This window comes from Nocardioides sp. (genome assembly GCF_036267815.1).
Lineage (GTDB): Bacteria > Actinomycetota > Actinomycetes > Propionibacteriales > Nocardioidaceae > Nocardioides.
In genome coordinates, this window is record NZ_DATAVI010000001.1 from 27,793 (window position 1) to 52,258 (window position 24,466).

The 24,466-nt window shown below is 72.3% G+C and carries 16 protein-coding genes; 12 read left to right on the forward strand and 4 right to left on the reverse strand.

The genetic code is table 11. The features are described 5' to 3' along the window. The first annotated feature begins 29 nt into the window (after positions 1-29). The 5 genes from VHW64_RS00160 (at position 30) to VHW64_RS00180 (ending at position 9,884) form a co-directional block, all read left to right on the forward strand. The gene (locus tag VHW64_RS00160; protein ID WP_329648468.1) at positions 30-2,618 is read left to right on the forward strand and encodes a DNA translocase FtsK; all 2,589 of its coding nucleotides are present in this window, start codon (positions 30-32) and stop codon (positions 2,616-2,618) included. Between the two features lies 1 nt (position 2,619). Further along, on the forward strand, positions 2,620-4,596 hold the full coding sequence (locus VHW64_RS00165; protein WP_329648469.1) for a helix-turn-helix domain-containing protein: 1,977 nt from the start codon (positions 2,620-2,622) through the stop codon (positions 4,594-4,596). A 207-nt stretch (positions 4,597-4,803) separates the two neighbouring features. After that, complete coding sequence (locus VHW64_RS00170) at positions 4,804-6,258, forward strand: MiaB/RimO family radical SAM methylthiotransferase (protein WP_329648483.1); 1,455 nt, start codon at positions 4,804-4,806, stop codon at positions 6,256-6,258. After that, positions 6,255-6,860 carry a CDP-diacylglycerol--glycerol-3-phosphate 3-phosphatidyltransferase gene (gene pgsA / locus VHW64_RS00175; RefSeq protein ID WP_329648470.1) on the forward strand — a complete coding sequence of 202 codons (606 nt, stop codon included), beginning with the start codon at positions 6,255-6,257 and terminating at the stop codon, positions 6,858-6,860. Before VHW64_RS00170 ends, pgsA begins: the two co-directional genes overlap by 4 nt. Positions 6,861-6,986: 126 nt before the next feature. Further along, positions 6,987-9,884, forward strand: a complete 2,898-nt coding sequence (locus VHW64_RS00180; protein WP_329648471.1) for an ExeM/NucH family extracellular endonuclease — start codon at positions 6,987-6,989, stop codon at positions 9,882-9,884. A gap of 12 nt (positions 9,885-9,896) precedes the next feature. Here the strand turns inward: VHW64_RS00180 and VHW64_RS00185 are convergent, their stop codons facing one another. Continuing rightward, positions 9,897-11,702: a glycoside hydrolase family 15 protein gene (locus tag VHW64_RS00185; protein ID WP_329648472.1), complete on the reverse strand. Its 1,806-nt coding sequence runs from the start codon at positions 11,700-11,702 to the stop codon at positions 9,897-9,899. Between the two features lie 37 nt (positions 11,703-11,739). Between VHW64_RS00185 and VHW64_RS00190 the strand changes: the two genes are divergently transcribed. Genes VHW64_RS00190 through VHW64_RS00200 form a run of 3 tightly spaced genes read left to right on the forward strand, consistent with a single transcriptional unit; the run spans position 11,740 to position 13,127 of the window. Then, complete coding sequence (locus VHW64_RS00190) at positions 11,740-12,267, forward strand: CinA family protein (RefSeq protein WP_329648473.1); 528 nt, start codon at positions 11,740-11,742, stop codon at positions 12,265-12,267. Between the two features lie 46 nt (positions 12,268-12,313). Beyond that, positions 12,314-12,616 (forward strand): helix-turn-helix transcriptional regulator, encoded by a 303-nt coding sequence (locus VHW64_RS00195; protein WP_329648474.1) that lies wholly within the window; start codon positions 12,314-12,316, stop codon positions 12,614-12,616. A 16-nt stretch (positions 12,617-12,632) separates the two neighbouring features. Then, entirely contained in the window at positions 12,633-13,127 is a 495-nt protein-coding gene (locus VHW64_RS00200; RefSeq protein WP_329648475.1) for a nuclear transport factor 2 family protein, read from the forward strand. 589 nt (positions 13,128-13,716) lie between these two features. On the opposite strand, the gene VHW64_RS00205 is transcribed toward VHW64_RS00200, so the two are convergent. Continuing rightward, positions 13,717-14,508 carry a DNA-formamidopyrimidine glycosylase family protein gene (locus VHW64_RS00205; protein WP_329648476.1) on the reverse strand — a complete coding sequence of 264 codons (792 nt, stop codon included), beginning with the start codon at positions 14,506-14,508 and terminating at the stop codon, positions 13,717-13,719. Positions 14,509-14,520: 12 nt separating this feature from the next. Continuing rightward, positions 14,521-19,116: an ATP-dependent helicase gene (locus tag VHW64_RS00210; RefSeq protein WP_329648477.1), complete on the reverse strand. Its 4,596-nt coding sequence runs from the start codon at positions 19,114-19,116 to the stop codon at positions 14,521-14,523. Positions 19,117-19,364: 248 nt separating this feature from the next. Between VHW64_RS00210 and VHW64_RS00215 the strand changes: the two genes are divergently transcribed. Beyond that, positions 19,365-21,473 carry an MMPL family transporter gene (locus tag VHW64_RS00215; protein WP_329648478.1) on the forward strand — a complete coding sequence of 703 codons (2,109 nt, stop codon included), beginning with the start codon at positions 19,365-19,367 and terminating at the stop codon, positions 21,471-21,473. Here VHW64_RS00215 and VHW64_RS00220 read toward each other — a convergent pair. Then, positions 21,470-21,880 (reverse strand): RidA family protein, encoded by a 411-nt coding sequence (locus tag VHW64_RS00220; protein ID WP_329648479.1) that lies wholly within the window; start codon positions 21,878-21,880, stop codon positions 21,470-21,472. The two genes, VHW64_RS00215 and VHW64_RS00220, sit on opposite strands and share 4 nt — an antisense overlap. Before the next feature lie 117 nt (positions 21,881-21,997). Between VHW64_RS00220 and VHW64_RS00225 the strand changes: the two genes are divergently transcribed. The 3 genes from VHW64_RS00225 to VHW64_RS00235 form a co-directional block, all read left to right on the forward strand. Continuing rightward, positions 21,998-22,927 (forward strand): ABC transporter ATP-binding protein, encoded by a 930-nt coding sequence (locus VHW64_RS00225; RefSeq protein ID WP_329648484.1) that lies wholly within the window; start codon positions 21,998-22,000, stop codon positions 22,925-22,927. Next, positions 22,927-23,766 (forward strand): ABC transporter permease, encoded by an 840-nt coding sequence (locus VHW64_RS00230; protein ID WP_329648480.1) that lies wholly within the window; start codon positions 22,927-22,929, stop codon positions 23,764-23,766. The genes VHW64_RS00225 and VHW64_RS00230 overlap by 1 nt, the downstream gene beginning before the upstream one ends. Continuing rightward, positions 23,763-24,466 (forward strand): ABC transporter permease (locus tag VHW64_RS00235; RefSeq protein ID WP_329648481.1); only part of this gene is annotated, 704 nt, incomplete at its 3' end. The genes VHW64_RS00230 and VHW64_RS00235, both read left to right, overlap by 4 nt.

Sequence of the window (24,466 nt, forward strand, 5' to 3'; positions counted from 1 at the left end):
GGGAGTGACAGTGACCTAGGGTCGAGACCATGGCGACCCGTACGTCTTCCCCGCCGGGTTCGCGCAGCCGGAGCAAGCCCGCTACGCGATCTCGGAGTACGACCAAGAAGCGATCCCGCACGTCCTCGGCACGCAGACGGCGTCCGGCGCCCCGAGCGGTCCGCTCGGGGCGCGGTCCGGTCCTGCGGCTGTTCGCGGCGCTGGGACGCGGGGTCGCCGCGATCTGGCTGGGCATCGCGCACGGGATCGGCGCGGTCGCGCGCAAGGTCGGCAAGACGGCGCACGACCTCGAGCCCGAGCACCGTCGCGACGGCGTCGGGCTGTTCCTGCTCGGCCTCGCCGTCGTCTGCGCCGCCGCGGTGTGGTGGCAGCTGCCCGGCGGCCTGATGCACGGCACGCGCACCGTGGTGGCCGGCTCGGTGGGCGAGGTGGGCTGGCTGGTGCCGCTGATCCTGGTCTGGACCGGCTGGCGCACGATGCGCGACCCCGAGGCCAGAGGGCCGGCGGGCCGCCAGGTCGTGGGCTGGGTCGCCCTGGGCTTCGGCGTGCTGGGCACCGTGCACATCGCGGCGGGCAACCCCGCGCCGGTCAACGGCGACTCCTCCGACCTCCAGAACGCCGGCGGGGCCATCGGGTACGTCGTGTCCAGCCTGCTGCTGGACCTCCTGCGCTCGACGTACGTCGTGGTGCCGCTGCTGCTGCTGCTCGCACTCTTCGGGATCCTCGTGGTCACCGCGACCCCGGTCTACCAGGTGCCGGTCAAGCTCGCCGCCTTCCGCGACCGGATCCTCGGTCGCCCGCCCGTCGCCGAGGACGACCTGCCGGCGAACGGCATTCGCAGCCACCGCCGTGGGCTGCGGCCCGACGAGGAGATCGACCCCGACATGGGGGACCCCGCCTACGACTCCCCGGTGCTCAGCGACCGCGAGCTCAGGCGCCGCCGCAAGCGCGGCGAGATCGGCGACACCCGGGCCGGAGACACGGGCGCGACGCAGGCCATCGCCGTGGTCGACGCGCACTCCGACCATGGGCCCGACACCAGGTCCGACGTCGGGTCCGACCCGGCAGACACGGCGGCAGACCTCGTGGCGCCGCCGCACACCCCGCTGCCGCTGCGCGCCGAGCAGCTCGAGCTGTCCGGAGACGTCGTCTACTCCCTGCCCGGCAACGACGTCCTGCGGCCGGGCTCCCCGCACAAGCCGCGCTCGCGAGCCAGTGACGGCGTCGTCGGGCGGCTGACCCAGGTGCTCGAGGAGTTCGGCATCGACGCCCAGGTCACCGGCTACACCCGCGGCCCGACAGTGACCCGGTACGAGGTCGAGCTCGGCCCGGCGGTCAAGGTCGAGAAGGTCACCGCGCTGTCCAAGAACATCGCCTACGCGGTGGCCTCCGCCGACGTCCGGATCCTCAGCCCGATCCCGGGGAAGTCGGCGATCGGCATCGAGATCCCCAACTCCGACAAGGAGATCGTCTCGCTGGGCGACGTGCTGCGCTCCACCACGTCGCGCTCCGACCACCACCCGCTCGTGGTCGGGCTGGGCAAGGACGTCGAGGGCGGCTTCGTGGTCGCGAACCTCGCGAAGATGCCGCACCTCCTGGTCGCCGGCGCCACCGGCTCGGGCAAGTCGAGCTTCATCAACTCGATGATCTGCTCGCTGCTGATGCGCTCGACCCCCGACGAGGTGCGGATGATCATGATCGACCCCAAGCGGGTCGAGCTCAACTCCTACGAGGGCATCCCGCACCTGATCACCCCGATCATCACCAACCCGAAGAAGGCCGCCGAGGCACTGGCCTGGGTGGTGCGCGAGATGGACCTGCGCTACGACGACCTCGCCAACTTCGGCTTCCGTCACGTCGACGACTTCAACAAGGCGGTCCGGGCGGGCAAGGTCAAGGTGCCGCCAGGCAGTGAGCGCGAGGTCGCGCCGTACCCCTATCTGGTGGTCGTGGTCGACGAGCTCGCCGACCTGATGATGATCGCGCCGCGAGACGTCGAGGACGCCGTGGTGCGGATCACCCAGCTGGCGCGAGCGGCAGGGATCCACCTGGTGCTGGCCACCCAGCGGCCGAGCGTCGACGTGGTCACCGGCCTGATCAAGGCCAACGTGCCCTCGCGGCTCGCCTTCGCCACCTCGAGCCTGGCCGACAGCCGGGTCATCCTCGACCAGCCCGGCGCGGAGAAGCTGGTCGGCCAGGGCGACGGGCTGTTCCTGCCGATGGGCGCCTCGAAGGCGGTGCGCGTGCAGGGCTCGTGGGTCACCGAGGCCGAGATCCATCAGGTCGTCGCGCACTGCAAGAAGCAGCTCACGCCCACCTACCGCGAGGACGTCACGGCGCCCCAGCAGAGCAAGCGCGAGCTCGACGACGACATCGGCGACGACCTCGACCTGGTCATCCAGGCGGTCGAGCTGGTCGTCTCGACGCAGTTCGGGTCCACCTCGATGCTCCAGCGCAAGCTCCGGGTGGGCTTCGCCAAGGCCGGCCGCTTGATGGACATCTTGGAGAGCCGCGGCGTCGTCGGGCCGTCGGAGGGCTCGAAGGCCCGCGACGTGCTGGTCAAGCCGGACGAGATCGACAGTGTGATCGCCACCCTGCAAGGGGAGATCGGGGCCTGAGATGACCATCGACAGCGACTACGACAGCGACTACGACGACGCGGAGCGGGAGCCTGGGCTCGGCGCGGCGTTCGGTCCGCAGACCGAGCCCCAGGGCGACCAGACGCCGGTCGAGACGATCGGCGAGCCGGCCAGCCACCCCGAGCAGCTGGTCGAGGTACGCCGTCGCACCGGCCTTGCCGCATCGCTGGGGGCGGGAGCCTCCTTGGTCGCCGTCGCCTACCTCGCGCGAGCCGCGGCCGGCGGCGGAGCCCTGGACTGGGTGGTCGGGGGCGTGCTCGCGATGGTCGGTGTCGCCTACCTCGTCTCCCTGCTCGACGCTCGCACGCCGCTCCTGGTCGCCGACGAGCTCGGCGTCCGCCTCCGCCTGGGCCGGACCTGGGTCGGCCTGCCCTGGGGCGGCATCGACGAGGTCGAGCTCCAGGGGCGACGCCGGTGGTGGCGCGACGGGCTTCTCACGGTCCGCACCCACTACGTCCAGCGGGTGCTCGAGGACCTCGATCCCGGCGCCCGCCGACTCGCCCGCGTCAACCGCCGCCTCCACCACGCGCCGCTCGCGCTCCCGCTCGGCCTGGGCACCCGCGTCCTCGGCGGCCGACCCGACCTGGCTGCCGCCCTGCGGACCCTCTCCGCCGGGCGCGCACCGGTCACCGAGGTCGTGCCGCAGGTCGTCGTCGAGGCGGACGTCGAGGTCCCGGAGCTGCTCACGGAGCCGGTGCTCCAGGCGGCGCACCGGGTCGGCGAGCCAGACGCCGTCACCCTTCCCGAGCCCGTTGTCGGGTCGGTGGTGGAGCCGGTGGTCCAGCCGGTGGTCGAGCAGGTGGTCGAGCCGGTCCAGCCGGTCGTCCAGCCGGTGGACCAGCCGGTGGCCGAGTCGGAGGGAGGGGGGCTCGAGACCCGGGGCCGCCGACTGCCCGACCCCCGACCGGCGATGGCCAACCTCATCGGCGTGCTGGCCGCTCGCCTCGAGCGGGGCCGGCGCTCGCGCGTCGAGGCGCTCGACGTCGACGACGCGGCCCACCTGCTCGAGGAGCTGCCGTCGCCGCCTCCGGAGATCCTGGCCAGCCCGACGCCCGCGCCGAGCCGCGCCACCGTCGCCGCCCGGCGAACGGAGGTGCGGCACGAGGTGCAGGCGCCCCTCCCGGGCCGCAGCAAGGAGGACCCGCCGCTCGGGGCGCCGTTCGCCGAGGACGAGCCGGGCGAGGACACCCGGCTGTGGTCGGCCCTGGCCGATGTTCCGCTGCTCCTGGACGACGAGGCGCCCATCGGGCAGGCCCCGGCCCCTCCCGTGATCGGGCCGCAGCTCGCGGCCGCTCGTGAGCGGCTCGGTCTCGACGTCGACGAGCTGGCCGATCGCACCAGGATCCGACCCCACGTCATCGAGGCGATCGAGGTCGACGACTTCGCGGCCTGCGGCGGCGACTTCTACGCCCGCGGTCATCTGCGGACGCTGGGTCGGGTGCTCGGCGTCGAGGCGGCGCCGATGCTCGTCACCTACGACGAGCAGTACGCCGACGCCCCGATCGACCCCCGCCGGGTCTTCGAGGCGGAGCTGGCCGGTGCCGGCTCGATGCGCTCCACCCGCGGCGGTCCCAACTGGTCGGTGCTGGTCGCCGCCGTCATGGCCCTGGTCCTGTGCTGGTCGGTGGCCAGGCTGGTGACCGGAGGTCCGGGTCGAAGCCCCGATGTGGCGGTCCTGAGCGGGTCGGGGGGCACCCACCACAGTCGCTCGGTGCTGTCGGCCCCGGTGCCGGTCACGCTGACGGCGGCCGGGGGCGGAGCCCGGGTGGTGGTGCACGACGGTCTCGGGAAGCTGGTCTTCGCGGGCGACCTCTCCTACGGGCAGAAGCGGACGGTACACGTCTCGGCACCCGTCCGGATCCAGTCCACGGACGGGTCGGTCCGGGTGACGGTGGATGGGAAGGACCGCGGGCGCATGGGGCCCGCGGGTCACCCCACCTCCCGCACCTACCACTGACCCACACCGCCACCTCCACCGCCCACCCCCACCGCCCACCCCACCGACCCGTCACAAAAGGACAGCCGAATCACGCCGAGTCGTCATATGCCGACTCGGCGTTGCTGTTCCTTTGTGACGGGTCGGTGGCGGGCGGGTGCACTTTTGTGACGGGTCGGTGGGGGTGGCCGGGGGTGGGCGGCATACTCGACGTCGATGACCACTTCGATCACCGTCGCCCTGGTGACCCTCGGCTGCGCGCGCAACGACGTCGACTCCGAGGAGCTGGCCGGCCGGCTCGCGGCTGACGGGTTCCGCCTGGTCGACGACCCGGCCGACGCCCAGACGGTGGTGGTCAACACCTGCGGCTTCGTCGACGCGGCGAAGAAGGACTCGCTCGACACGCTGTTGGCCGCCTCCGACCTCAAGGGCTCGGGGACGACGCAGGCCGTGGTCGCGGTCGGGTGCCTGGCGGAGCGGTACGGCAAGGAGCTGGCCGACTCGCTCCCCGAGGCCGACGCCGTCCTCGGCTTCGACGACTACCCCGACATCGCCGCGCGACTGAGGTCGGTGCTGGCCGGTGAGGCACATGTCGCCCACGTGCCGCGCGACCGGCGCACACTGCTGCCGATCTCGCCGGTGGACCGGGACGCCACCACGGTGTCGGTGCCGGGCCACGGTGCGGTCGCGAGCGCGGTCACGCCGGCGTCGACGGACGCCGTGGGTCTCTACGCTCCGGCGAGCGGTCCGCGGCCGGTACGCCGTCGTCTGGCCGGCGGGCCCATGGCCCCGCTCAAGCTGGCCAGCGGATGCGACCGCCGGTGCTCGTTCTGCGCCATCCCGAGCTTCCGGGGCTCCTTCGTCAGCCGGCGACCGACCGAGGTGCTCGCCGAGGCACGCTGGCTCGCCGGCGAGGGAGTGCGCGAGGTCTTCCTCGTCAGCGAGAACAGCACGTCGTACGGCAAGGACCTCGGCGATCTGCGGCTGCTGGAGACGCTGCTGCCCGAGCTCGCGGCGGTCGAGGGTCTCGCGCGCATCCGGGTCTCCTACCTGCAACCCGCCGAGACCCGGCCGGGCCTGGTCGAGGCGATCGCCACGACGCCTGGCGTCAGCCGCTACTTCGACCTGTCCTTCCAGCACGCCAGCGCCGCCGTTCTCCGGCGGATGCGCAGGTTCGGCGACCCGGAGTCCTTCCTCGACCTGCTCGCGCGGATCCGCGCCCTGAGCCCCTCTGCCGGCGTGCGGTCCAACGTCATCGTGGGCTTCCCGGGCGAGACCGAGGCCGACGTCGAGACGCTCTGCGACTTCCTGGTCGGCGCCCGCCTCGACGTCACCGGGGTGTTCGGCTACTCCGACGAGGAGGGCACCGAGGCAGCCGGCATGGTCGGCAAGCACGACGACGACGAGATCCGGGCCCGGGTCGAGCACGTCTCGGACCTCGTCGAGCAGCTGACCGCGCAGCGTGCCGAGGAGCGCATCGGCGAGGACGTCGTGGTCCTGGTCGAGTCCCTCGACCCGGCCGACGACGGGGCGGTCGCCGAGGGGCGGGCCGACCACCAGGGTCCGGAGGTCGACGGCACCACCCGGCTGCTGCCGGGCGGGAGCCACCGGGTGGGCGACCTGGTCCCGGCGGTCGTGGTTGCGGCCGAGGGTGCCGACCTCGTCGCGGAGCCCCGCCGATGAGCGAGCAGGCGGCCACGGTGGGCAACTGGAACCTGCCCAACGTCCTGACCGGAGTGCGGGTCCTGCTGGTCCCCTTCTTCGGCGTCGCGCTGCTGCACGGCGGTGGAGACTCGATCCTGTGGCGGTGTCTGGCCACGCTGGTGTTCGCGATCGCGATGGTGACCGACAAGGTGGACGGCGACATCGCGCGCTCGCGGGGCCTGGTCACCAACTTCGGCAAGATCGCCGATCCCATCGCCGACAAGGCGATGACCGGCATGGCCCTCATCGGCCTCTCGGTGGTCGGCGACATCTGGTGGTGGGTGACCGTCGTCGTCCTCGTGCGCGAGTGGTCGGTGACCCTGCTGCGCCTGTCGATCCTCCAGCGGGTGGTGGTCGCGGCGGCGCGGAGCGGGAAGATCAAGACGGTCCTCCAGGCCGTGGCGCTGACCAGTCTGTGCCTGCCCCTGCGCCAGCTGCACGACCCGCTGCACGGCACGGGCGTGGTCCTCTTCCACCTCGGCGAGGTGGTCCTGGCAGCTGCCGTCGCGATGACCCTCTGGTCGGGCTTCGAGTTCTTCCGCGACGTGTGGCGACAGCGGGCCACGATCCGCGGCACGTGACGTTCACCGATCGGCCACCTGGGCCTGGTGACGTCGGGGGTGGGCCGTATTAGTGTGCCGGGCACAGGTCGTCGGCACCGGCGCTCTCGACTCTCGGCTCTCGGCTCTCGGAAGGACCCCCCGTCCATGTTTCGTCTGACTCGTCCCCAGCGACCCCTGCTCGCGTCTGCTCGCGCCCCCCGGCCCCCAGCCCGGGCCTGGCGGCGGGCCAGGCCCCGGTCGCTCTTCACCCTGGTCTCCTCGGGTGCGCTGGTCCTGGCGGGCGGCGCCCTTCTCGGGCCGGCCCAGGCCAACCCGACCGGCACCGGCCTGGTGATAAGCGAGGTGTACGGCGCCGGCGGCAACAGCGGCGCGACGTACGACGCCGACTACGTCGAGCTCGACAACCCGACCGACGCCGCGATCAGCGTGGCCGGTGACTACATCCACTACCGCTCGTCAGGAGGCACCAGCGGCGGCACGCCCGCTGCCCTGTCGGGCAGCGTGCCGGCCCACGGCCACTACCTGATCCAGATGGGTGCGGCCTCGGCGACCAACGGCGCGCCCCTGCCGACGCCGGACGCGGGTCCCTTCACGTTCAGCCTGGCCGCGGCCGGCGGCCAGGTGTTCCTGCTCGACACGCCCAACGCGATCACGACCTCGGGCGACATGGCCGGCGTCGCCGGCGTCGTCGACATGGTGGGTGCCAGTGGCGCGACGTCGTTCGAGACCAAGGCGGCGAACGCCGCGGCCACGACCACCCAGTCGCTCCAGCGCAGCGCCTCGGGGGCCGACACCGACGACAACTCCGCCGACCTCAGCGCCCAGCCGGCCGACCCGCAGGACACCGGCGGCGGCACCCCGCCGCCTCCGCCGACCCAGCACACGATCGCCGAGATCCAAGGCACCGGCGCCACCTCGCCGCTGGCGGGCGACACGGTCATCACCCAGGGCGTGGTCACCGCGGCCTACCCGACCGGCGGCTTCTTCGGCTACGTCATCCAGACCGACGGCACCGGCTCGGGCACCGACGCGACCCCGGGTGCCTCCGATGCCGTGTTCGTCTACCAGCCGACCGGGGCGATCTCGGTCAAGGTCGGCGACTACGTCCAGGTCACCGGCAAGGTCAGCGAGTTCAGCGGCCTCACCGAGCTCAGCGTCGCGTCCTCCGACGTGCAGGAGCTGGGCCCGCCTCCGCTGGGCGGGGTCACGCCGCTGTCGATCGCCTATCCGACGACCGACGCCGGGCGCGAGGCGCACGAGAGCGAGCTGATCGCGCCGACCGACCAGCTCACCGTCACCGACAACTACTCCACCAACGAGTACGGCGAGATCGAGCTGGCCACCGGCAACCACCAGCTGGTCCAGCCGACCGACCTCTACCCCGCGAGCGACACCGCCGACATCGCCCAGGTCGAGGCGGACAACGACGCGCGAGCGGTGACGCTGAACGACGGCTCGAGCTGGAACTTCCTGACCACCGACAAGAACACCCCGATGGCGTGGCTGACCCCGGACAACCCGGTCCGGATCGGCTCCACCGCGACGCTCCGGCAGCCGATGATCCTCGACTACCGCAACGGGTTGTGGGAGCTCCAGCCGACCAGCCAGGTGACCGGTGACGGACACCAGTGGGCCACCTTCAGCGACACCCGGACGCCGAACCAGGCGCCGCGCGCGGTCGGCGGAGACCTGCGGCTGGCGACGTTCAACGTGGAGAACTTCTTCCCGACCTCGGCTGCCGACTACGACGCCCAGGTGGGCGACCCGAACGCGTGCTCGGCGTACACCGACCGCGACGGCAACCCCATCGACGTCAACGAGTGCGTACCGAACGGTCCCCGTGGAGCGTGGGACTCGACCAACCTCCAGCGTCAGCTGGTCAAGGAGGTCTCGGCGATCAACACGATGAACGCCGACGTGGTGTCGCTGGAGGAGATCGAGAACTCCGTCCAGTTCGGCAAGGACCGCGACGACGCGCTCTCCAAGCTCGTCGACGCGCTCAACGCCGCCGCCGGCACCACCCGGTGGGCCTACGTCCCCTCGCCGGACCCGGCGGACCTGCCGCCGACCGCGGAGCAGGACGTCATCCGCACCGCGTTCATCTACAACCCCGCCAAGGTCGAGCCGGTCGGCGCGCCGATCGTGCTCTCGAACCAGTCCGACCCCGGCGAGCCCTTCGCCAACGCCCGTGAGCCGCTGGCCCAGGAGTTCAAGCGCAAGGGCGCCCTGGACTCCGACGGGTTCCTGGTGATCGTCAACCACCTGAAGTCGAAGGGCGACAGCACCCCGCCGGCGACCGGCGACAACGCCAACGGCCTCCAGGGCGCGTTCAACGGCGACCGGGTCCGACAGGCGCACGCCCTGGTCGACTTCGCCGACCAGCTCTCGGCCGAGCGCGGCACCAGCAAGGTGTTCCTGGTCGGTGACTTCAACAGCTACACCCAGGAGGACCCGATGCAGGTCCTCTACCAGGCGGGCTACGTCAACCAGCCCAGTGACGACCCGAAGGACGTCAGCTACGAGTACGACGGCCTGGCCGGGTCCCTGGACCACGTGCTGGCCAGTCCGGCCGCGACGAAGATGGTGACCGGACGCGACGTCTGGCAGATCAACGCCGAGGAGTCCGTCGGCTTCGAGTACAGCCGCTACAACTACAACGCGACGCTGCTCTACCAGCCCAACCAGTTCCGGGCCTCCGACCACAACCCGGAGCTGGTCGGACTCGCGGCGCCGTACTCCCAGGAGCAGGCCAAGGTGACCGTGACCGCGACGCCGAGCCGGCTCCAGAAGAGGAAGGACCGCTCGCGCATCGACGTCACGGTGTCGGCGGCGCAAGCCACCCCGACCGGCTTCGTCGCGCTCCTCGTCGGCAACCAGCAGCTGGCGCTGCTGCCGCTGGTCGACGGGCACGCCAGCCTGACCACGGGGACCTTCCCGAACGCCGGCAGGCAGGTCGTCGGGGCGCTCTACCTCGGCGACCGGGTGACCAAGCCGGCGGTGGGAGCCACCACGCTGACGGTCACCAACGGCAACCCGAAGTAGGCCGCCTGCTCGTCAGCCGCGATGGTCGGCAGCGTCTCGTAGCCGCACGGCCGCCTGAACGAGTGTCAGGTGGCTGAGCGCCTGCGGGAAGTTGCCGATCATCCGGCCGTGGCGCGCGTCGTACTCCTCGGAGAGCAGCCCGACGTCGTTGGCCAGGTCGCAGAGGCGGTCGAACAGCGCGCGGGCGTCGTCGAGGCGCCCTGCCTCGGCGTAGGCCGAGACCAGCCAGAACCCACAGGCGAGGAACGGGTGCTCGTCACCGGCGAGACCGTCGACCCCCGATGACGTGCGGTAGCGCAGCAGCAGCCCGTCTCGCATGAGGTCGCTCTCGATCGCGTCGATGGTGCCGAGCATCCGAGGGTCGTCGCCGGCGACGAAGCCGACGATCGGCAGCATCAGCAGGGCGGCGTCCACCTCGTGGGTGTCGTAGTGCTGCACGAAGGTGTTGCGGTCCTCGTCGAACCCCCGCGTGAGCACCTCCTCGCGCACCTTGTCGCGCAGCTCGCGCCACCGGTCGACGTCGCCGTCCAGCCCGTGCCGCTCGACCGCATTGACGGCCCGGTCGAACGCGACCCAGACCATGACCCGGGAGTGGGTGAAGAGCTGCTTCTCGCCCCGGACCTCCCACAGACCGTTGTCGGGCTCCTGCCAGTTGTCGGCGAGGTGGTCCAGGAGCACGCACTGGAGGCTCCAGGCGTCATCGGTCTGGCCGAGCTCGGACTCGCGAGCGGCGTCGAGGGCCAGCATCACCTCGCCGAAGACGTCGGTCTGCTCCTGGTCGACCGCGCCGTTGCCGATCCGGACCGGCCGGGAGCCGGCGTAGCCGGCGAGCTCGTCCACGTCGACCTCGGTGAGCCGGCGCCGGCCGTCCACCGCGTAGAGGATCTGGATGTCGGCGGGGTGCCCGGCCACGGCCCGCAGCAGCCAGTCGCGCCACAGCCGCGCCTCCTCGATGGCCCCCACCGCGATCAGCGAGGTGACTGTCAGTGAGGCGTCGCGCAGCCAGCAGTAGCGGTAGTCCCAGTTGCGCTCGCCGCCCGGATCCTCCGGCAACGAGGTGGTCGGCGCCGCGACGATGCCGCCGGTCTCGGCGTGGGTCAGCAGGTGGAGCGTGAGCAGGGAGCGGCGCACGACGTCGGCTCGGGGCACGCCGCTCAGGTCGAGCCGCGCGACCCAGTCGATCTCGTCGTGGATCGTCTCGTCCACCAGGGCCGGGTGGGGAGCAGGGATGTCGCGGTACGACGGGAGCCAGGTCATGGCGAAGGTCAGGATCTGGCCCGCCCGCACCTCGAACTCGTCCACGTGCCGGCGTCCCTGTGCCCGCGGGAGCCGCGGCCCGCGGAGGACGAGCTGGTCCGGCCCGGCCACGGCGACGATCGCCCCCTCGCCCTCGCTCCTGCGGCCGCCGCCGGCGCCGTCGCGCACGTGGCGGATCCAGGGCTCGGCGGTGCCGTAGTCGAAGCGCACGAGCCACTCGTGGCGCATCTGGACCCGGCCCTCCACCCCGGTCACGCGGCGGATGACGTCGACCCGGCCGTCCCCGGTGGGCATGACGTCGAGCAGCGTGACCACGCCCGACTCGGTGGTGAACGTCGTCTGAAGGGCCGCCGAGTCGTCGACGTAGGCGCGGCTGACGTCGTACTCACCGACCGGGCACAGCTGCCAGCGCCCGTTGTCCTCGTCCCCGAGCAGGGCCGCGAAGCACGCCGGTGAGTCGAACCGCGGCACGCACAGCCAGTCGATCGAGCCGTCGCGGCCGACCAGGGCGGCCGTGGAACGGTCGCCGATCATCGCGTAGTCCTCGATCGGCCGGCTCACGAACCAAGAGTGCCCGAGATGGCTAGGGTCGAAACCCATGAGCCCGCTGCGACGACCGGCGTCGAGACGTCCCGACGCCACCGACGCGCTCGCGCTGCTCGCCGCGGCCGACGCGACCCTGGCCACCGTCGAGTCGCTGACCGGTGGCCGGCTGGCCGCCGCGGTCACCTCCGTGGCGGGAGCCTCGGCGAGCTATCTGGGCGGCTTCGTGACCTATGCGACCGAGCTGAAGGAGGCCCTGGTCGGCGTTCCGCACGACCTCGTCGAGCAGTACGGCGTCGTCTCGGCCGAATGCGCGCGGGCGATGGCGCAGGGCTGTCGCGTGGCCACCGGGGCGACCTATGCCGTCGCGACCACGGGGGTGGCCGGGCCCGACTCGCAGGAAGGAAGGCCGGTGGGCACGGTCTTCGTGGGCATCGCCGGGCCCGACGGCACCAGGTCGCTGGCCATGGAGCTGGTCGGCGACCGGCACCAGATCCAGGACCGGGCGTGTCGGGAGGCGCTGTCTGCGCTGTGTGAGACGCTGCGTGGGAATCCCGGCGGGGAACAACCCCCGCTCGGGTAGCGTTCGACCCAAGGATCGCGGGCGACAAGGCACGAAGGAGGACCCCATGGCGCTGTTTCGCCGGCTGCTGGGCGACGTCCTGCGTGAGCGCCGTCTCGAGCAGGGCCTGACCCTGCGCCAGGTCTCGGCCGAGGCGCGGGTGAGCCTGGGCTACATCTCGGAGATCGAGCGCGGCCAGAAGGAAGCGTCCTCGGAGTTGTTGGCCTCGTTGTGCTCGGCGCTGGAGGCACCGCTGTCCGAGGTGCTCCGCGACGTGTCCGAGGCCGTGGCGGTCGAGGAGGCCGCGACCGCTCCGACCCCGTTGGCCGGCCGCCGCCAGGTGGTTGCGTCGGTGTCGTCGGCCGCTTGAGAGCCCGGGCCGAGCCGTGACCGAGACGCCCGCACCGAGCCAGGAGCCCCGGCCACCACTGCCGCCGTTCTCGCACGACGAAGCCGTCGCGAAGGTCCGCGCCGCGGAGAACGGCTGGAACACCCGCGACCCCCAGCGGGTCTCGCTCGCCTACACCGCCGACAGCCGCTGGCGAAACCGGTCGGAGTTCTTCGGGGGGCGTCCCGCGATCGTGGAGTTCCTGGTTCGCAAGTGGGCCCGCGAGCTCGACTACCGGTTGATCAAGGAGCTGTGGGCCTTCGGGGACGACCGGATCGGCGTGCGCTTCGCCTACGAGTGGCACGACGCCGACGGCGCGTGGTTCCGGTCCTACGGCAACGAGAACTGGCAGTTCGCCGACAACGGCCTGATGGCGCGACGCCACGCGAGCATCAACGACCTGCCGATCGCCGAGACCGACCGGCTCTTCCGCTGGGACGACTCCGGCCCGCGTCCGGCCGACCACCCCGGCCTGAGCGACCTGGGACTCTGACCCGCGCCGCTCCCGCGTCGGGGCAGGACGAGGGCGAGCCGGACAACTCCAGATCGCATGCGGTCGTCCCAGGGGAGAGTCCCACAGACAGAGCCGCCTGCTGCCGACCGTGGCGCTCGGGCTCTGCGTGGCCCTGACCGCCTGCGGTGCTGGTGGCCAGCCGGGCGGGGCCCCGCACGCGGCACCGGTCGCGGCCCTCTCCTCGGCGACCCCGGGCCCCCCGTCACCCGCCCCGGCAGCCACCTTCGCCCGCCCCAGGCGGGCGTGCCGCTGCCGGACGGCTTCGTGCCGCGGCGGCTGCGCCCCGGCCAGCGGCCGCCGGAGTTCGTCGTGGTCAGCTTCGACGGCGTCGGCCGGCACGAGCAGTGGCAGCACTGGATGTAACGACGGCCTCTACCGCCGGTCGTTGCGGGGCAGCCGGGCACCGGTCCTCTTGGGCAACCACGTCAACGACTGGAACCACGACGCCTACCGCGACGCCCTCACGTCGTTCGTGCTCCGCACCTCGGGCAGGCGCACACCGGGCGCGTGCCCTTCCGCGACCTCGTCGCGTGGCTCGAGGTGCAGCGGCCCGCGACGGTGGCCCGCCTCAACCAGGGCGCTGGCACTGCGGGCAGTGGAAGGTGACCCGCGCTCGACCGGCGTCCCCGATCGCCGTCTCGACGATCGGCGTGCCGCAGCGACGACAGCGGCGGCCCCGACGCCCGTAGACCCAGGTGTTCTGCCCCCGTCGGAGGTCGCCGGTGGTCGACTGGACTGCCCGGCGCCGGTTGGCCTCGAGCAGCTCGTGGGCCAGCACGACCAGGCGATGCAGGTCGGGGATCCGGTCGAGCGGCGTCAGCGGGTCGACGCCCACCAGGAAGCAGAGCTCGTTGGCGTACATGTTCCCGATCCCGGCCAGCCGGGTCTGGTCGAGCAGGGCCTCCTTGACCGGGCGGTCGCGCTGCTCGAGGAGGCGACGGACCGCCTCGGCGGGGTCCCAGCCGGGACCGAGGAGGTCGGGTCCGAGGTGCCCCACCACGCGCGACTCCTCCTCCCGGGCCAGGATCTCGACGAGCCCGAGCTGGAAGCCGATGGCCACGACCTCCGGGGTCGCGAGGACGACCCGGGCGGTGTGGGCCGGACGCGGCCAGCGCTGGCCGGGCGCCACGACCCGCCAGCCGCCCTCCATCTTCAGATGGGTGTGCAGGGTCCAGCCCCGCTCCGCGTCGATCCGGGTCAGCAGGTGCTTGCCCCGGGAGAGGGTCTCGGCAACGACGCCACCGCTGAGGTCCCACGCGGCGTAGGCCGGCACCCGGACGTCGGTCAGTGTCAGCGTCCGGCCGCTCAGCGCACGGTCGAGCAGGCGTGCGGCCCGCCACACGGTGTCGCCCTCAGGCACCGCCGCTCACCTTCACCCGCGCAGCCGCAGGCCACGCGGCGTCGAGATGAAGCCGGCCGCGTCGAGCGCCTCGCGCAGGGGTGTCGAGCCAGCACCGAGCAGCTGCTCGCCGTCGGCCTTCTCTACCGTCAGCCGGCCCAGCGCGCCCCGGCGTACGGCGTCGGCCAGCGAGAGCGCGGCGGCCCGGAGCCGGGCCGGCTCGTCGGACCAGGTCAGCAGGGTGCGCCCACCGCGCTCGACGTAGAGAGCGAGCGCGCCGTCGGTCAGCACGACGAGCGAGCCCGCCTTGCGCCCCGGCCGATGACCACCCGAGGTCTCGCGCTCCGGCCAGGGAAGTGCTGCTCCGAAGGGATTCGCCGGGTCGGTCGCGGCCAGCGTCACCGCCGCCGGCTTCTCCGCACCGTCTCGGGTCGAGGCGGTCGAGGCGTCGGAGAACGTGCGCAGCCGGTCGACGGACCCGGCGGTCCCGAACTGGGCCGCACCCAGGCCCTCGACGAAGTACCCCCGCCGGCAGCGGCCGGAGTCCTCGAAGGCGGAGAGGACCTTGTAGACGGCGGCGAAGCCACCGGCGACGCGCTCGGCGGCGACCGCGCCGCGAGTCACCACCCCGTATCTCTCGAGCAGGTGCTCGGCGGTGGCGTGGGTACGGCGGGTGGGATCGGCATCGGCCCCGGGCACCAGCGACCAGCGCCCGGTGGTCGTCGCCGGCGCGGGCCGCACGCCGGACCTGGCGGGCCGGGTCGACCGTGGACGGGGCGCGGCCCGGCGGGGCCGGTGACTGCCGGCTCCGGACCCGGTCAGCGCCCGCAGCGGGGCGAAGGTGTCGTTGGTGACGCGGCCCGCCCAGACGAGGTCCCAGACGGCCGCAGCGAGGTCGCGGTCGCTGCCGCCGATGGCCGACTGGAGCTGTCGGAAGAACCACGCGCCGCCTGGAGCGAGCGCATCGAGGACGGCGCCATGCAGCTCGCCCGTGGGTTCCTCGGCGACCGGCTCGGCCTGAGGGAGGGTGAGAGCGGCCTGGTCGGCGAGGTGGAGCGAGACCCAGCCGTCGGTGCCGGGCAGGCTCGCGTGGCCCACCCAGGTGACCTCGCCCGACGCCGTCAGCTCGTCGAGGAGACTCGGCTCGTAGTCGCTGACCCGGCTGGGCAGGATCAGCGACTCCCACGCCGAGGCCGGGGCCGGGTATCCCGCGAGCTGCTCGAGGACCCGGAGCACGCCGTCGATGCCGTGCGGCCCGCCGCGCGGACGGGCGACGTGCTGCCAGGCGAGCAGGAAGCGGCCGAGGGCGGCCGGCTCGACCGGCTCCACCTCGCGGCGCAGCCGGGCCAGCGAGCGTCGGCGCAGGAGCCGGAGCACCTCCGCGTCGCACCACTCCGCGCCCGATCCGGACGGCCGGAACTCGCCCTCCAGCACTCGGCCGTGGGAGCCGAGACGCGACAGGGTGTGTCGGACGACGGCGGTGCCCAGCCCGAGCCGGGTCGAGACGTCACCGACGGTGAACGGGCCGTGGGTGCGGGCATAGCGGCTGACCAGGTCGGCCAGCGGATCGTCGACCGGCTCGGTGAACGCGTCGGGGACCCCGGGCGGCACCGGCACCCCGAGCCCGTCGCGGAGACGTCCGACGTCCTCGATCGCCGCCCAGCGCTCCTCGCCGGCCATCCGGACGGCGACCGCGCGGCGGGCGTCGGCCAGCGACGTGAGCCACTCGACCACGCCGGCACCGTCGATGCTGCGCTCGGCTGCCTCGTCGCTGGTGACCGGGCCGAGCCAGCGCAGCAGGTCGGCGAGCCCCTCGGCGTCGCGGACGCGGCGCTCCGGGTGGGTGCGCTGGAGGGTTGCCTCGACCTCGGCGAGCACCTCGGGGTCGAGCAGCTCGCGCAGCTCGGCGCGGCCGAGGAGCTCGGCGAGCAGGCCCTGGTCGAGGGCCAGTGCGGCGGCGCGCCGCTCGGCGATGGGTGAGTCACCCTCGTAGACGAACTGCGCGACGTACCCGAACAGCAGCGTGCGTGCGTACGGCGACGGCTGGTGGGTGTCGACGTCGTGGATGCCGACCTCGCGCTGCTGCACGCGCCGCATCAGCCCGACCAGCGCGGGCAGGTCGTAGACGTCCTGGAGACACTCCCGCACGGCCTCGAGCACGATCGGGAACGACGGGTACTTCACGGCCACCTCGAGCAGCGCTGCGCTGCGCTGGCGTTGCTGCCACAGCGGGGAGCGGCGGCCGGGGTCGCGGCGAGGCAGGAGCAGGGCGCGGGCGGCGCACTCGCGGAACCGGGATGCGAACAGCGCCGACCCGCCGACCTCCTGGGTCACCAGGTCGTCGATCTCCTCGGGCTCGAAGGCGATCACCTCGCCGGTCGGAGGGTCGGCGTCGGTGTCGGGGATGCGGATGACGATGCCGTCGTCGGAGGCCACCGCCTGGCCGTCCACGCCGTACCTCTCGCGCAGCCGGGCGTTGACGGCCAGGGCCCAGGGCGCGTGCACGGGGGTGCCGTACGGCGAGTGGACCACGAGGCGCCAGTCGCCCAGCTCGTCGCGGAACCGCTCGACCACCAGGGTGCGGTCGCTCGGGAGCACTCCGGTTGCCTCGGCCTGCTCGTGGACGTAGTCGACTAGGTTGCCCGAGGCCCACGCGTCGAGCCCGCGGTCGCCGGCCGCCGCCACCGCGGCCTCGCGCGTGGCCGAGGCCAGGTCTCGGGTGAAGGCCCCGATCGCCTCGCCCAGCTCGGCCGGCCGACCGAGCGTGTCGCCCTTCCAGAACGGCAGTCGCCCGGGCACGCCCGGCGCCGGCGTGACCAGCACCCGGTCGTGGGTGATGTCCTCGATCCGCCAGCTCGTGGCGCCCAGCGCGAAGACGTCGCCGACCCGCGACTCGTAGACCATCTCCTCGTCGAGCTCGCCGACCCGCCGCCCCGGACCCTCGCCCCCGACCAGGAAGACCCCGAACAGCCCGCGGTCGGGGATCGTCCCGCCGCTGGTCACGGCCAGGCGCTGCGCTCCGGGTCGGCCGGTGAGCTGCCCGCCGACCCGGTCCCATACGACGCGGGGACGAAGCTCGGCGAACTCGTCGCTGGGGTAGCGCCCGCTGAGCAGGTCGAGGGTGGCGTCGAAGGCGGTGCGGGGGAGCCCGGTGTACGACGCGCAGCGACGGACGGTGTCGAACAGGTCGTCGACCGACCAGGAGTCCATCGACACCGCGGCGACGACCTGCTGGGCCAGCACGTCGAGCGGGTTGGCGGGGATGCGCAGGGCCTCGATCCGGCCCGACCTCATCCGCTCGACGGCGACGGCCGTCTGGGCGAGGTCGCCGCGGTGCTTGGGGAAGAGCACCCCCCGGCTCACCTCGCCGACCTGGTGTCCCGCGCGGCCGACCCGCTGGAGCGCACTGGCGACGCTGGGTGGCGACTCGATCTGGATCACCAGGTCGACCGCCCCCATGTCGATGCCGAGCTCGAGGCTGCTGGTGGCGACCACGCACGGGAGGCGACCGCGCTTGAGGTCGTCCTCGATCAGCGCCCGCTGCTCCTTCGACACCGATCCGTGGTGAGCCTTGGCCATGACCGGGGTGGCGGCGTACGACGTGCCCGACTGCGCCATGACCTGCGCCGGGGGAGGGCCGTCGTCGTCGACCGCGGCGCCGGCGCGCTCGGCGGCAATCTCGTTGAGTCTGGCCGTGAGCCGCTCGGCCAGGCGGCGTGAGTTGGCGAAGACGATCGTCGAGCGGTGCTGCTCGACCAGATCGGCGACGTGGCTCTCGACATGGGGCCAGATGGAGGAGGCGGAGGTGGTCTCGTCGTCCTCGCCCTCGGAGCCGTGGTCGGCCTGCCCGGGCTGGGTCATGTCCTCGACCGGGACGACGACGCGGAGGTCCCACTCCTTGGCGGACTCCGGCGCCACGACCTGGACCGGGCTGGCCCCCCCGAGGAAGCGCGCGACCTGGTCGAGCGGACGCACCGTGGCGGACAGGCCGATGCGCTGCGCCGGCTTCGGCAGCAGGGCGTCCAGGCGCTCGAGGCTGAGACCGAGGTGGGCGCCACGCTTGGTGCCGGCCACGGCGTGCACCTCGTCGACGATCACGGTCTCGACCTGGGCCAGGCTCTCCCGCGCGCGGCTGGTCAGCATCAGGAACAGCGACTCCGGCGTCGTGATCAGGATGTCGGGAGGAGTGCGCGCCAGCGTGCGGCGCTCGCCGGCAGGGGTGTCGCCCGAACGGATTCCGAGCGTGACGTCCGGCAGGCGCCCAGCCGCCCCGGCACCGAGACGCTCCGCGGTCTGCCGGATGCCGGTCAGCGGCGCGCGCAGGTTGCGCTCGACGTCGACGGCGAGCGCCTTCAGGGGCGAGACGTAGAGCACCCGCGTGCCGCGTGGTCGTCGCTGGGGCCCGCTCGGCGCGGGCTCGGTGAGCAGGCGGTCGATCGCCCAGAGGAACGCCGAGAGCGTCTTGCCCGACCCGGTGGGCGCCACGACCAGCGCATGACGCCCGGCGGCGATCGCCTCCCAGGCGCCCGACTGGGCCGGCGTGGGCCGCGCGAACGCGGCCTCGAACCAAGCCTTGGTGGGCGCGCTGAAGCGGCGCAGCGGATCGGCCTGCTCACTCACGGCGACCATCCTCGCTCAGCCCACCGACAACGAGCCACGGCCCGTCGTCTGCCGCCGACGCCGTGGTGGTTTCTCTCCGCAGCTGTGGGCTCCGAGCGCCCGCGTCCCAGCACGTGCCTGACTACTGGCTCAATGAGCACGCTCGTGCTCATTGAGCCAGTGCTCGGGTAGCTCCTCCGTGGCCAGTCCTCGGTCGCCGGCTGGGTCGTCGTGACCCCTTGGGCCGGGTGTGAACCGCGGGCCGCTACGGTGGTCGCGTGTTCCCAGCACTCGGTCGACTGGCCACACGCCACCCGTGGTACGTCGTGATCGCCTGGATCGTCGCCTCGGTGCTGATCGTGCTGACCGCGCCGAAGCTGAGCTCGACGGCCGACCAGTCGGAGTTCCTGCCGTCGAAGTACGAGTCGATCCGCGCCTCCAACCTCCAGACCGAGGCCTTCCCCCAGCAGAACGCCGTGGGAGCCCTCGTCGTCTTCGACCGCACCGACGGCGCGGCGCTGACAGCGGCCGACCTGGGCACGGTCAAGAAGGTCGTCGCCGAGCTCGACGCCAAGGTGCCCGCCGTGTTCTCCGGCGTGGTCGCGCAGCCGCCGTCGCAGAACAAGCTGGTCCAGATCGCGGTCGCCGGGATCGGCAAGGACAAGAACCCCTACGAGCCCGATGCGATCGACGGCGCCAAGCAGCTGCGGGCCGATGCCCACGCCGACGTGAGGGGCACCGACCTCACGGTCGGACTGACCGGGGCCGCGGCCCAGGCCCTCGACTCGCAAGATGCGTCGTCGAAGGCCGAGGCGATCGTCGGGCTGACGACGCTGGGCCTGATCCTGCTGCTGATGGTCGTGATCTTCCGCAGCGTGATCCTGGCGCTGTTCCCGCTGCTGGTCATCGGCCTGGTCTCGCAGGTGGCCGTCGGGCTCATCGGCGCCGCCAACAAGGCCTTCGACCTCAAGACCGACAGCTCCATCCAGGTCATCCTGATCGTGGTGCTGTTCGGCATCGGCACCGACTACATCTTGTTCTTCCTGTTCCGATATCGCGAGCGGCTGCGCCTCGGCGAGGACCACAAGGTGGCCGTGGCCCAGGCGATCCAGCGCGCCGGCGAGGCGATCATGTCCGCCGGTGGCGCCGTGATCGTGTCCTTCATGGCGCTGATCCTCAGCTCGCTGGGGATCTTCAAGTCGATCGGCCCGGCGCTGGCCATCGCGGTCGCGGTGACGGTGGTCGCCGCACTCACGCTGGTGCCCGCGGTGGTCTCCCTGCTCGGCACCCGCGTGTTCTGGCCATCCAGGGCCTGGAAGAAGGAGCCCACCTATGCGCGCTTCGGCGCGATCGGCCGGTCCCTGGGCCGCCGTCCGGGGACGTACGCCGCCGCGTCGGGGATCCTCCTCGCGGTGCTCGCGATCTTCGCCCTCCAGTTCAACCCCAACTTCGACCTCGGCGACTCCGGGGCGCCCAAGACGGTGGAGTCCTCGGTCGCCCTCAAGACGCTGGAGAAGGGCTTCCCGCCCGGCGCCACCGACCCGACGGTCGTGCTGCTCCACTCCACCGACGGCAAGCCCCTCGACAGCACCGAGACCGCGACGTTCGCCACCGAGCTGGGCAAGGCCGACGGCGTCGGCTCGGTCGCGCCGGCGCAGCTGAGCCCGGACCGGCAGACGGCGTCCTACAGCGTGGTGCTGGACGCCGACCCGACCTCGGATGCGGCGCTGGACGCCATCAAGGGGCCGGTGCGCGACGCGGCCCATGCGAACGCCCCGCCCGGCACCGAGGCCCTGGTCGGCGGTACCACCTCGGTCTTCGCCGACTTCCAGAAGGCGATGAACCGCGACTACAAGGTCGTCTTCCCGGTGGCGGCGATCGTGATCGCGATCATCCTGGCCCTGCTGCTGCGCAGCCTGGTGGCGCCGTGGTACCTCATGGTGTCGGTCGGGCTCGGCTTCGGCGCGACCCTCGGGGCGGCGGTGATCGTGTTCCAGCACCTCCAAGGTCACTCCGGGCTGATCTTCCTGCTGCCGATCTACATCTACCTCTTCGTGGTCGCGTTGGGCACCGACTACAACATCTTGATGATCGCCCGCCTCCGCGAGGAGGCCCGCGAGGGCAAGGACGCGCGGACCGCCGCCGCCGAGGCCATCACCCACGCGGGACCCACCGTGGCAGCCGCCGGCCTGATCCTCGCCGGCACGTTCGCCTCGCTGATGCTGGGCGGCAACTCCCTGCTCACCGCGCTGGGCTTCTCGATCTCGTTCGGGATCGCCGTCGCGGCGTTCGTGATGGCGATGTTCTTCACCCCGGCGATCACCGCGCTGATCGGGCACGCGGCGTGGTGGCCGGGACACGGAGACGAGCGGCGCGACCCCGCCTAACGCCGGGTGCCGGACGCCTCGCTGAACACGGCATCGGCCTCCACCTCGACGACCCAGCGAGGGTCGAGCAGCCCGGCGACGACCACCATCGTGCTGGCAGGTCGTACGTCGCCGAACACCTCCCCGTGCACGGCTCCGACAGCGTCCGCGATGTCGGCGCTCACGACGTACTGCCGGGTGCGGACGACGTCGGCGGGGGTCGCACCGAGCTCCGCCAGCGCCGCAACGACGATCTCCCAGCACCGCCGCGCCTGGGTGGCCGGGTCGGGATCGACCTGGCCGTCCGGCCAGACCGGGGCCGTGCCGCTGACGACCACCGTCCGGCCCACCCGGACGGCACGGCTGAACCCGATCGACTCCTCGAACGGCGAGTCCGAGCGCGCATGCCGGCGGTCCAGGCGTTTCATGGCATCACGCTAGCGCCGCGGCCGACGGGCGAGGGATCTCGGTGGCGTCGATGTCGGAGGTCGTTTGTAGGGTCGGTGACCGTGCCCTCCGACTCCGCCGCCGCGACCAGCGACCCGATGATCAGCGCCCGCGGGCTGCGCAAGTCGTTCACGAGCCGCGAGGGTGCGATCGTCGAGGCGGTCAAGGGCATCGACATCGACGTGCGGCGCGGGGAGGCCTTCGGCTTCCTGGGCCCCAACGGCGCGGGCAAGTCCTCGACGATGCGGATGATCGCCGCCGTCTCGCCCGTCACCGGCGGAGAGCTGCGCATCCTCGGCATGGACCCCGCGGAGCACGGCCCGGCGATTCGCTCGAGGCTGGGCGTCTGCCCCCAGGAGGACACCCTCGACAACGAGCTGAACGTCTTCGACAACCTCTACATCTACGGGCGGTACTTCGGGATCGCCAAGCGCGAGGTGCGCCGGCGCGCCGACGAGCTGCTGGACTTCGTCCAGCTCGGCGAGAAGCGCGACGCCAAGGTCGAGAGCCTGTCGGGTGGGATGAAGCGGCGCCTGACGATCGCCCGCTCCCTGATCAACCAGCCCGACATCCTGCTCCTCGACGAGCCGACGACCGGCCTCGACCCGCAGGCCCGCCACATCCTGTGGGACCGCCTCTTCCGGCTCAAGCAGGAGGGGGTGACGCTGGTGATCACCACCCACTACATGGACGAGGCGGAGCAGCTGTGCGACCGGCTGGTGGTCATGGATCGCGGCGTCGTCGCGGCCGAGGGCTCGCCCTCGGAGCTGATCAGCCGCTACTCCACCCGCGAGGTGGCCGAGCTGCGCTTCCCGGTCGGCGACCACGAGGCGACCGCGGAGAAGGTCGCCGACCTCGGTGACCGGGTCGAGGTGCTGCCCGACCGCCTCCTGGTCTACGCCGCCGACGGCGAGCACGTGCTGGAGCAGGTGCACGCGCGCGGTCTGCGCCCGGTGGCGACGCTCGCGCGCCGTTCGACGCTGGAAGACGTCTTCCTGCGACTGACCGGACGGACGCTGGTGGACTGATGGCCTCGACCAGCCCGGCAGAGGTCACCTCGGCGCCCTTCCGCGACGACCGCGCCCTCACGGCGTGGCAGGGCGTCGGCCGCCAGCTCGACTACCACTGGACGGTCTACAAGCGCACCTGGAAGTCGTCGGCGGTGAGCTCGTTCCTCTCGCCCCTGCTCTACGTGGTGGCGATGGGCGTGCTGCTCGGCCGGTTCGTGCACGTCAGCCCGGCCCGGCTCGAGGGCGCCACGTCGTACCTCGCCTTCATCGTGCCGGGCCTGATCGCGGCCCAGGCGATGCAGACGGCGCTGTTCGAGACGACGTACCCGGTGCTGGCCGGGATCAAGTGGCACAAGAGCTTCTGGGCGCAGCTGGCCACCCCTCTGGCGACCCGCGACCTGGCCAACGCGATGTTGGCGTTCGCGATGTTCCGGGTGGCGACCACCTGCGGGGTCTACTTCCTGGTGATGGCGCCCTTCGGCGTCTTCGCGACCTGGTGGGGTCCCCTGCTCGCGTGGCTCGCCACCGTCCTGGTCGGGATGGCGTTCGCGACCTGGACCTTCGCCCTGAGCGCGCGGGTCGAGGGTCCCGACTCGTTCGGGCTGGTGTTCCGGCTGGGGATGATCCCGCTGTTCTTGTTCTCCGGGTCGTTCTTCCCGATCAGCAACCTCGGGCCGGTGCTCGCCTGGGTCGCGCGCTGCACCCCGCTGTGGCACGGCGTCAGCCTGACCCGGATGCTCTGCGTCGACGACGTCGACCCGACCACCGCTGCGGTCAACGTCGCGGTGCTCACCTGCCTGCTCGTGGTCGGCTGGTGGCTGGCCGTGGCGTCGCTGCGCCGGAGGCTGGCGACATGAGCGCGCCGACCGACGCGTCGGTGAGCACCCGGTCCCCGCTGCGGCCCTGGGAGGGCACCGGGCTGCTGGTCCTGCGCAACTACCTCACCTACAAGCGACAGTGGAAGCTGTTCGCCACCGGGTTCCTCGAGCCGGTCTTCTACCTGCTCTCGATCGGGGTCGGGGTCGGCAAGCTGGTTCACGCCTTCGACCTCAACGGCCACTCGGTGCCCTACGCCGAGTTCGTGGCACCGGGGATGCTGGCCGCGTCCGCGTTCAACGGTGCGCTCCTCGACTCGACGTTCAACGTCTTCTTCAAGCTGAAGTTCGAGAAGCTCTACGACCAGATGCTCGTGACCCCGCTGACCACGGGCGACATCGCTCGGGGAGAGATCCTGTGGGGGCAGCTGCGCGGTGCGTCGTACTCTGTCGCCTTCCTGGTCGTCATGTGGGCGCTCGGGCTCGTGCACTCGTGGTGGGCGGTGCTGGCGCTGCCGGCGACGCTGCTGATCGGCTTCGCCTTCAGCGCGGTGTGCATGGCCGTGACGACGTGGATGAAGTCCTGGCAGGACTTCGACAAGATCACCCTGGTGCAGCTGCCGATGTTCCTGTTCTCGGGCACGTTCTTCCCGGTCACGACCTTCCACGGCGTCCTGCGGATCGTCGTCGAGTGCACCCCGCTGTATCGCGGTGTCGTGCTGTGTCGCGAGCTGACCACCGG

What these genes read in the sequence shown, in the direction of transcription:
- VHW64_RS00160 (WP_329648468.1), top strand. Translation starts at nt 30, where the DNA reads ATGGCGACCCGTACGTCTTCCCCGCCGGGTTCGCGCAGCCGGAGCAAG.
- VHW64_RS00165 (WP_329648469.1), top strand. Translation starts at nt 2,620, where the DNA reads ATGACCATCGACAGCGACTACGACAGCGACTACGACGACGCGGAGCGG.
- pgsA (WP_329648470.1), top strand. Translation starts at nt 6,255, where the DNA reads ATGAGCGAGCAGGCGGCCACGGTGGGCAACTGGAACCTGCCCAACGTC.
- VHW64_RS00180 (WP_329648471.1), top strand. Translation starts at nt 6,987, where the DNA reads ATGTTTCGTCTGACTCGTCCCCAGCGACCCCTGCTCGCGTCTGCTCGC.
- VHW64_RS00190 (WP_329648473.1), top strand. Translation starts at nt 11,740, where the DNA reads ATGAGCCCGCTGCGACGACCGGCGTCGAGACGTCCCGACGCCACCGAC.
- VHW64_RS00195 (WP_329648474.1), top strand. Translation starts at nt 12,314, where the DNA reads ATGGCGCTGTTTCGCCGGCTGCTGGGCGACGTCCTGCGTGAGCGCCGT.
- VHW64_RS00210 (WP_329648477.1), bottom strand. Translation starts at nt 19,116, where the DNA reads ATGGTCGCCGTGAGTGAGCAGGCCGATCCGCTGCGCCGCTTCAGCGCG.
- VHW64_RS00220 (WP_329648479.1), bottom strand. Translation starts at nt 21,880, where the DNA reads ATGAAACGCCTGGACCGCCGGCATGCGCGCTCGGACTCGCCGTTCGAG.
- VHW64_RS00225 (WP_329648484.1), top strand. Translation starts at nt 21,998, where the DNA reads ATGATCAGCGCCCGCGGGCTGCGCAAGTCGTTCACGAGCCGCGAGGGT.
- VHW64_RS00230 (WP_329648480.1), top strand. Translation starts at nt 22,927, where the DNA reads ATGGCCTCGACCAGCCCGGCAGAGGTCACCTCGGCGCCCTTCCGCGAC.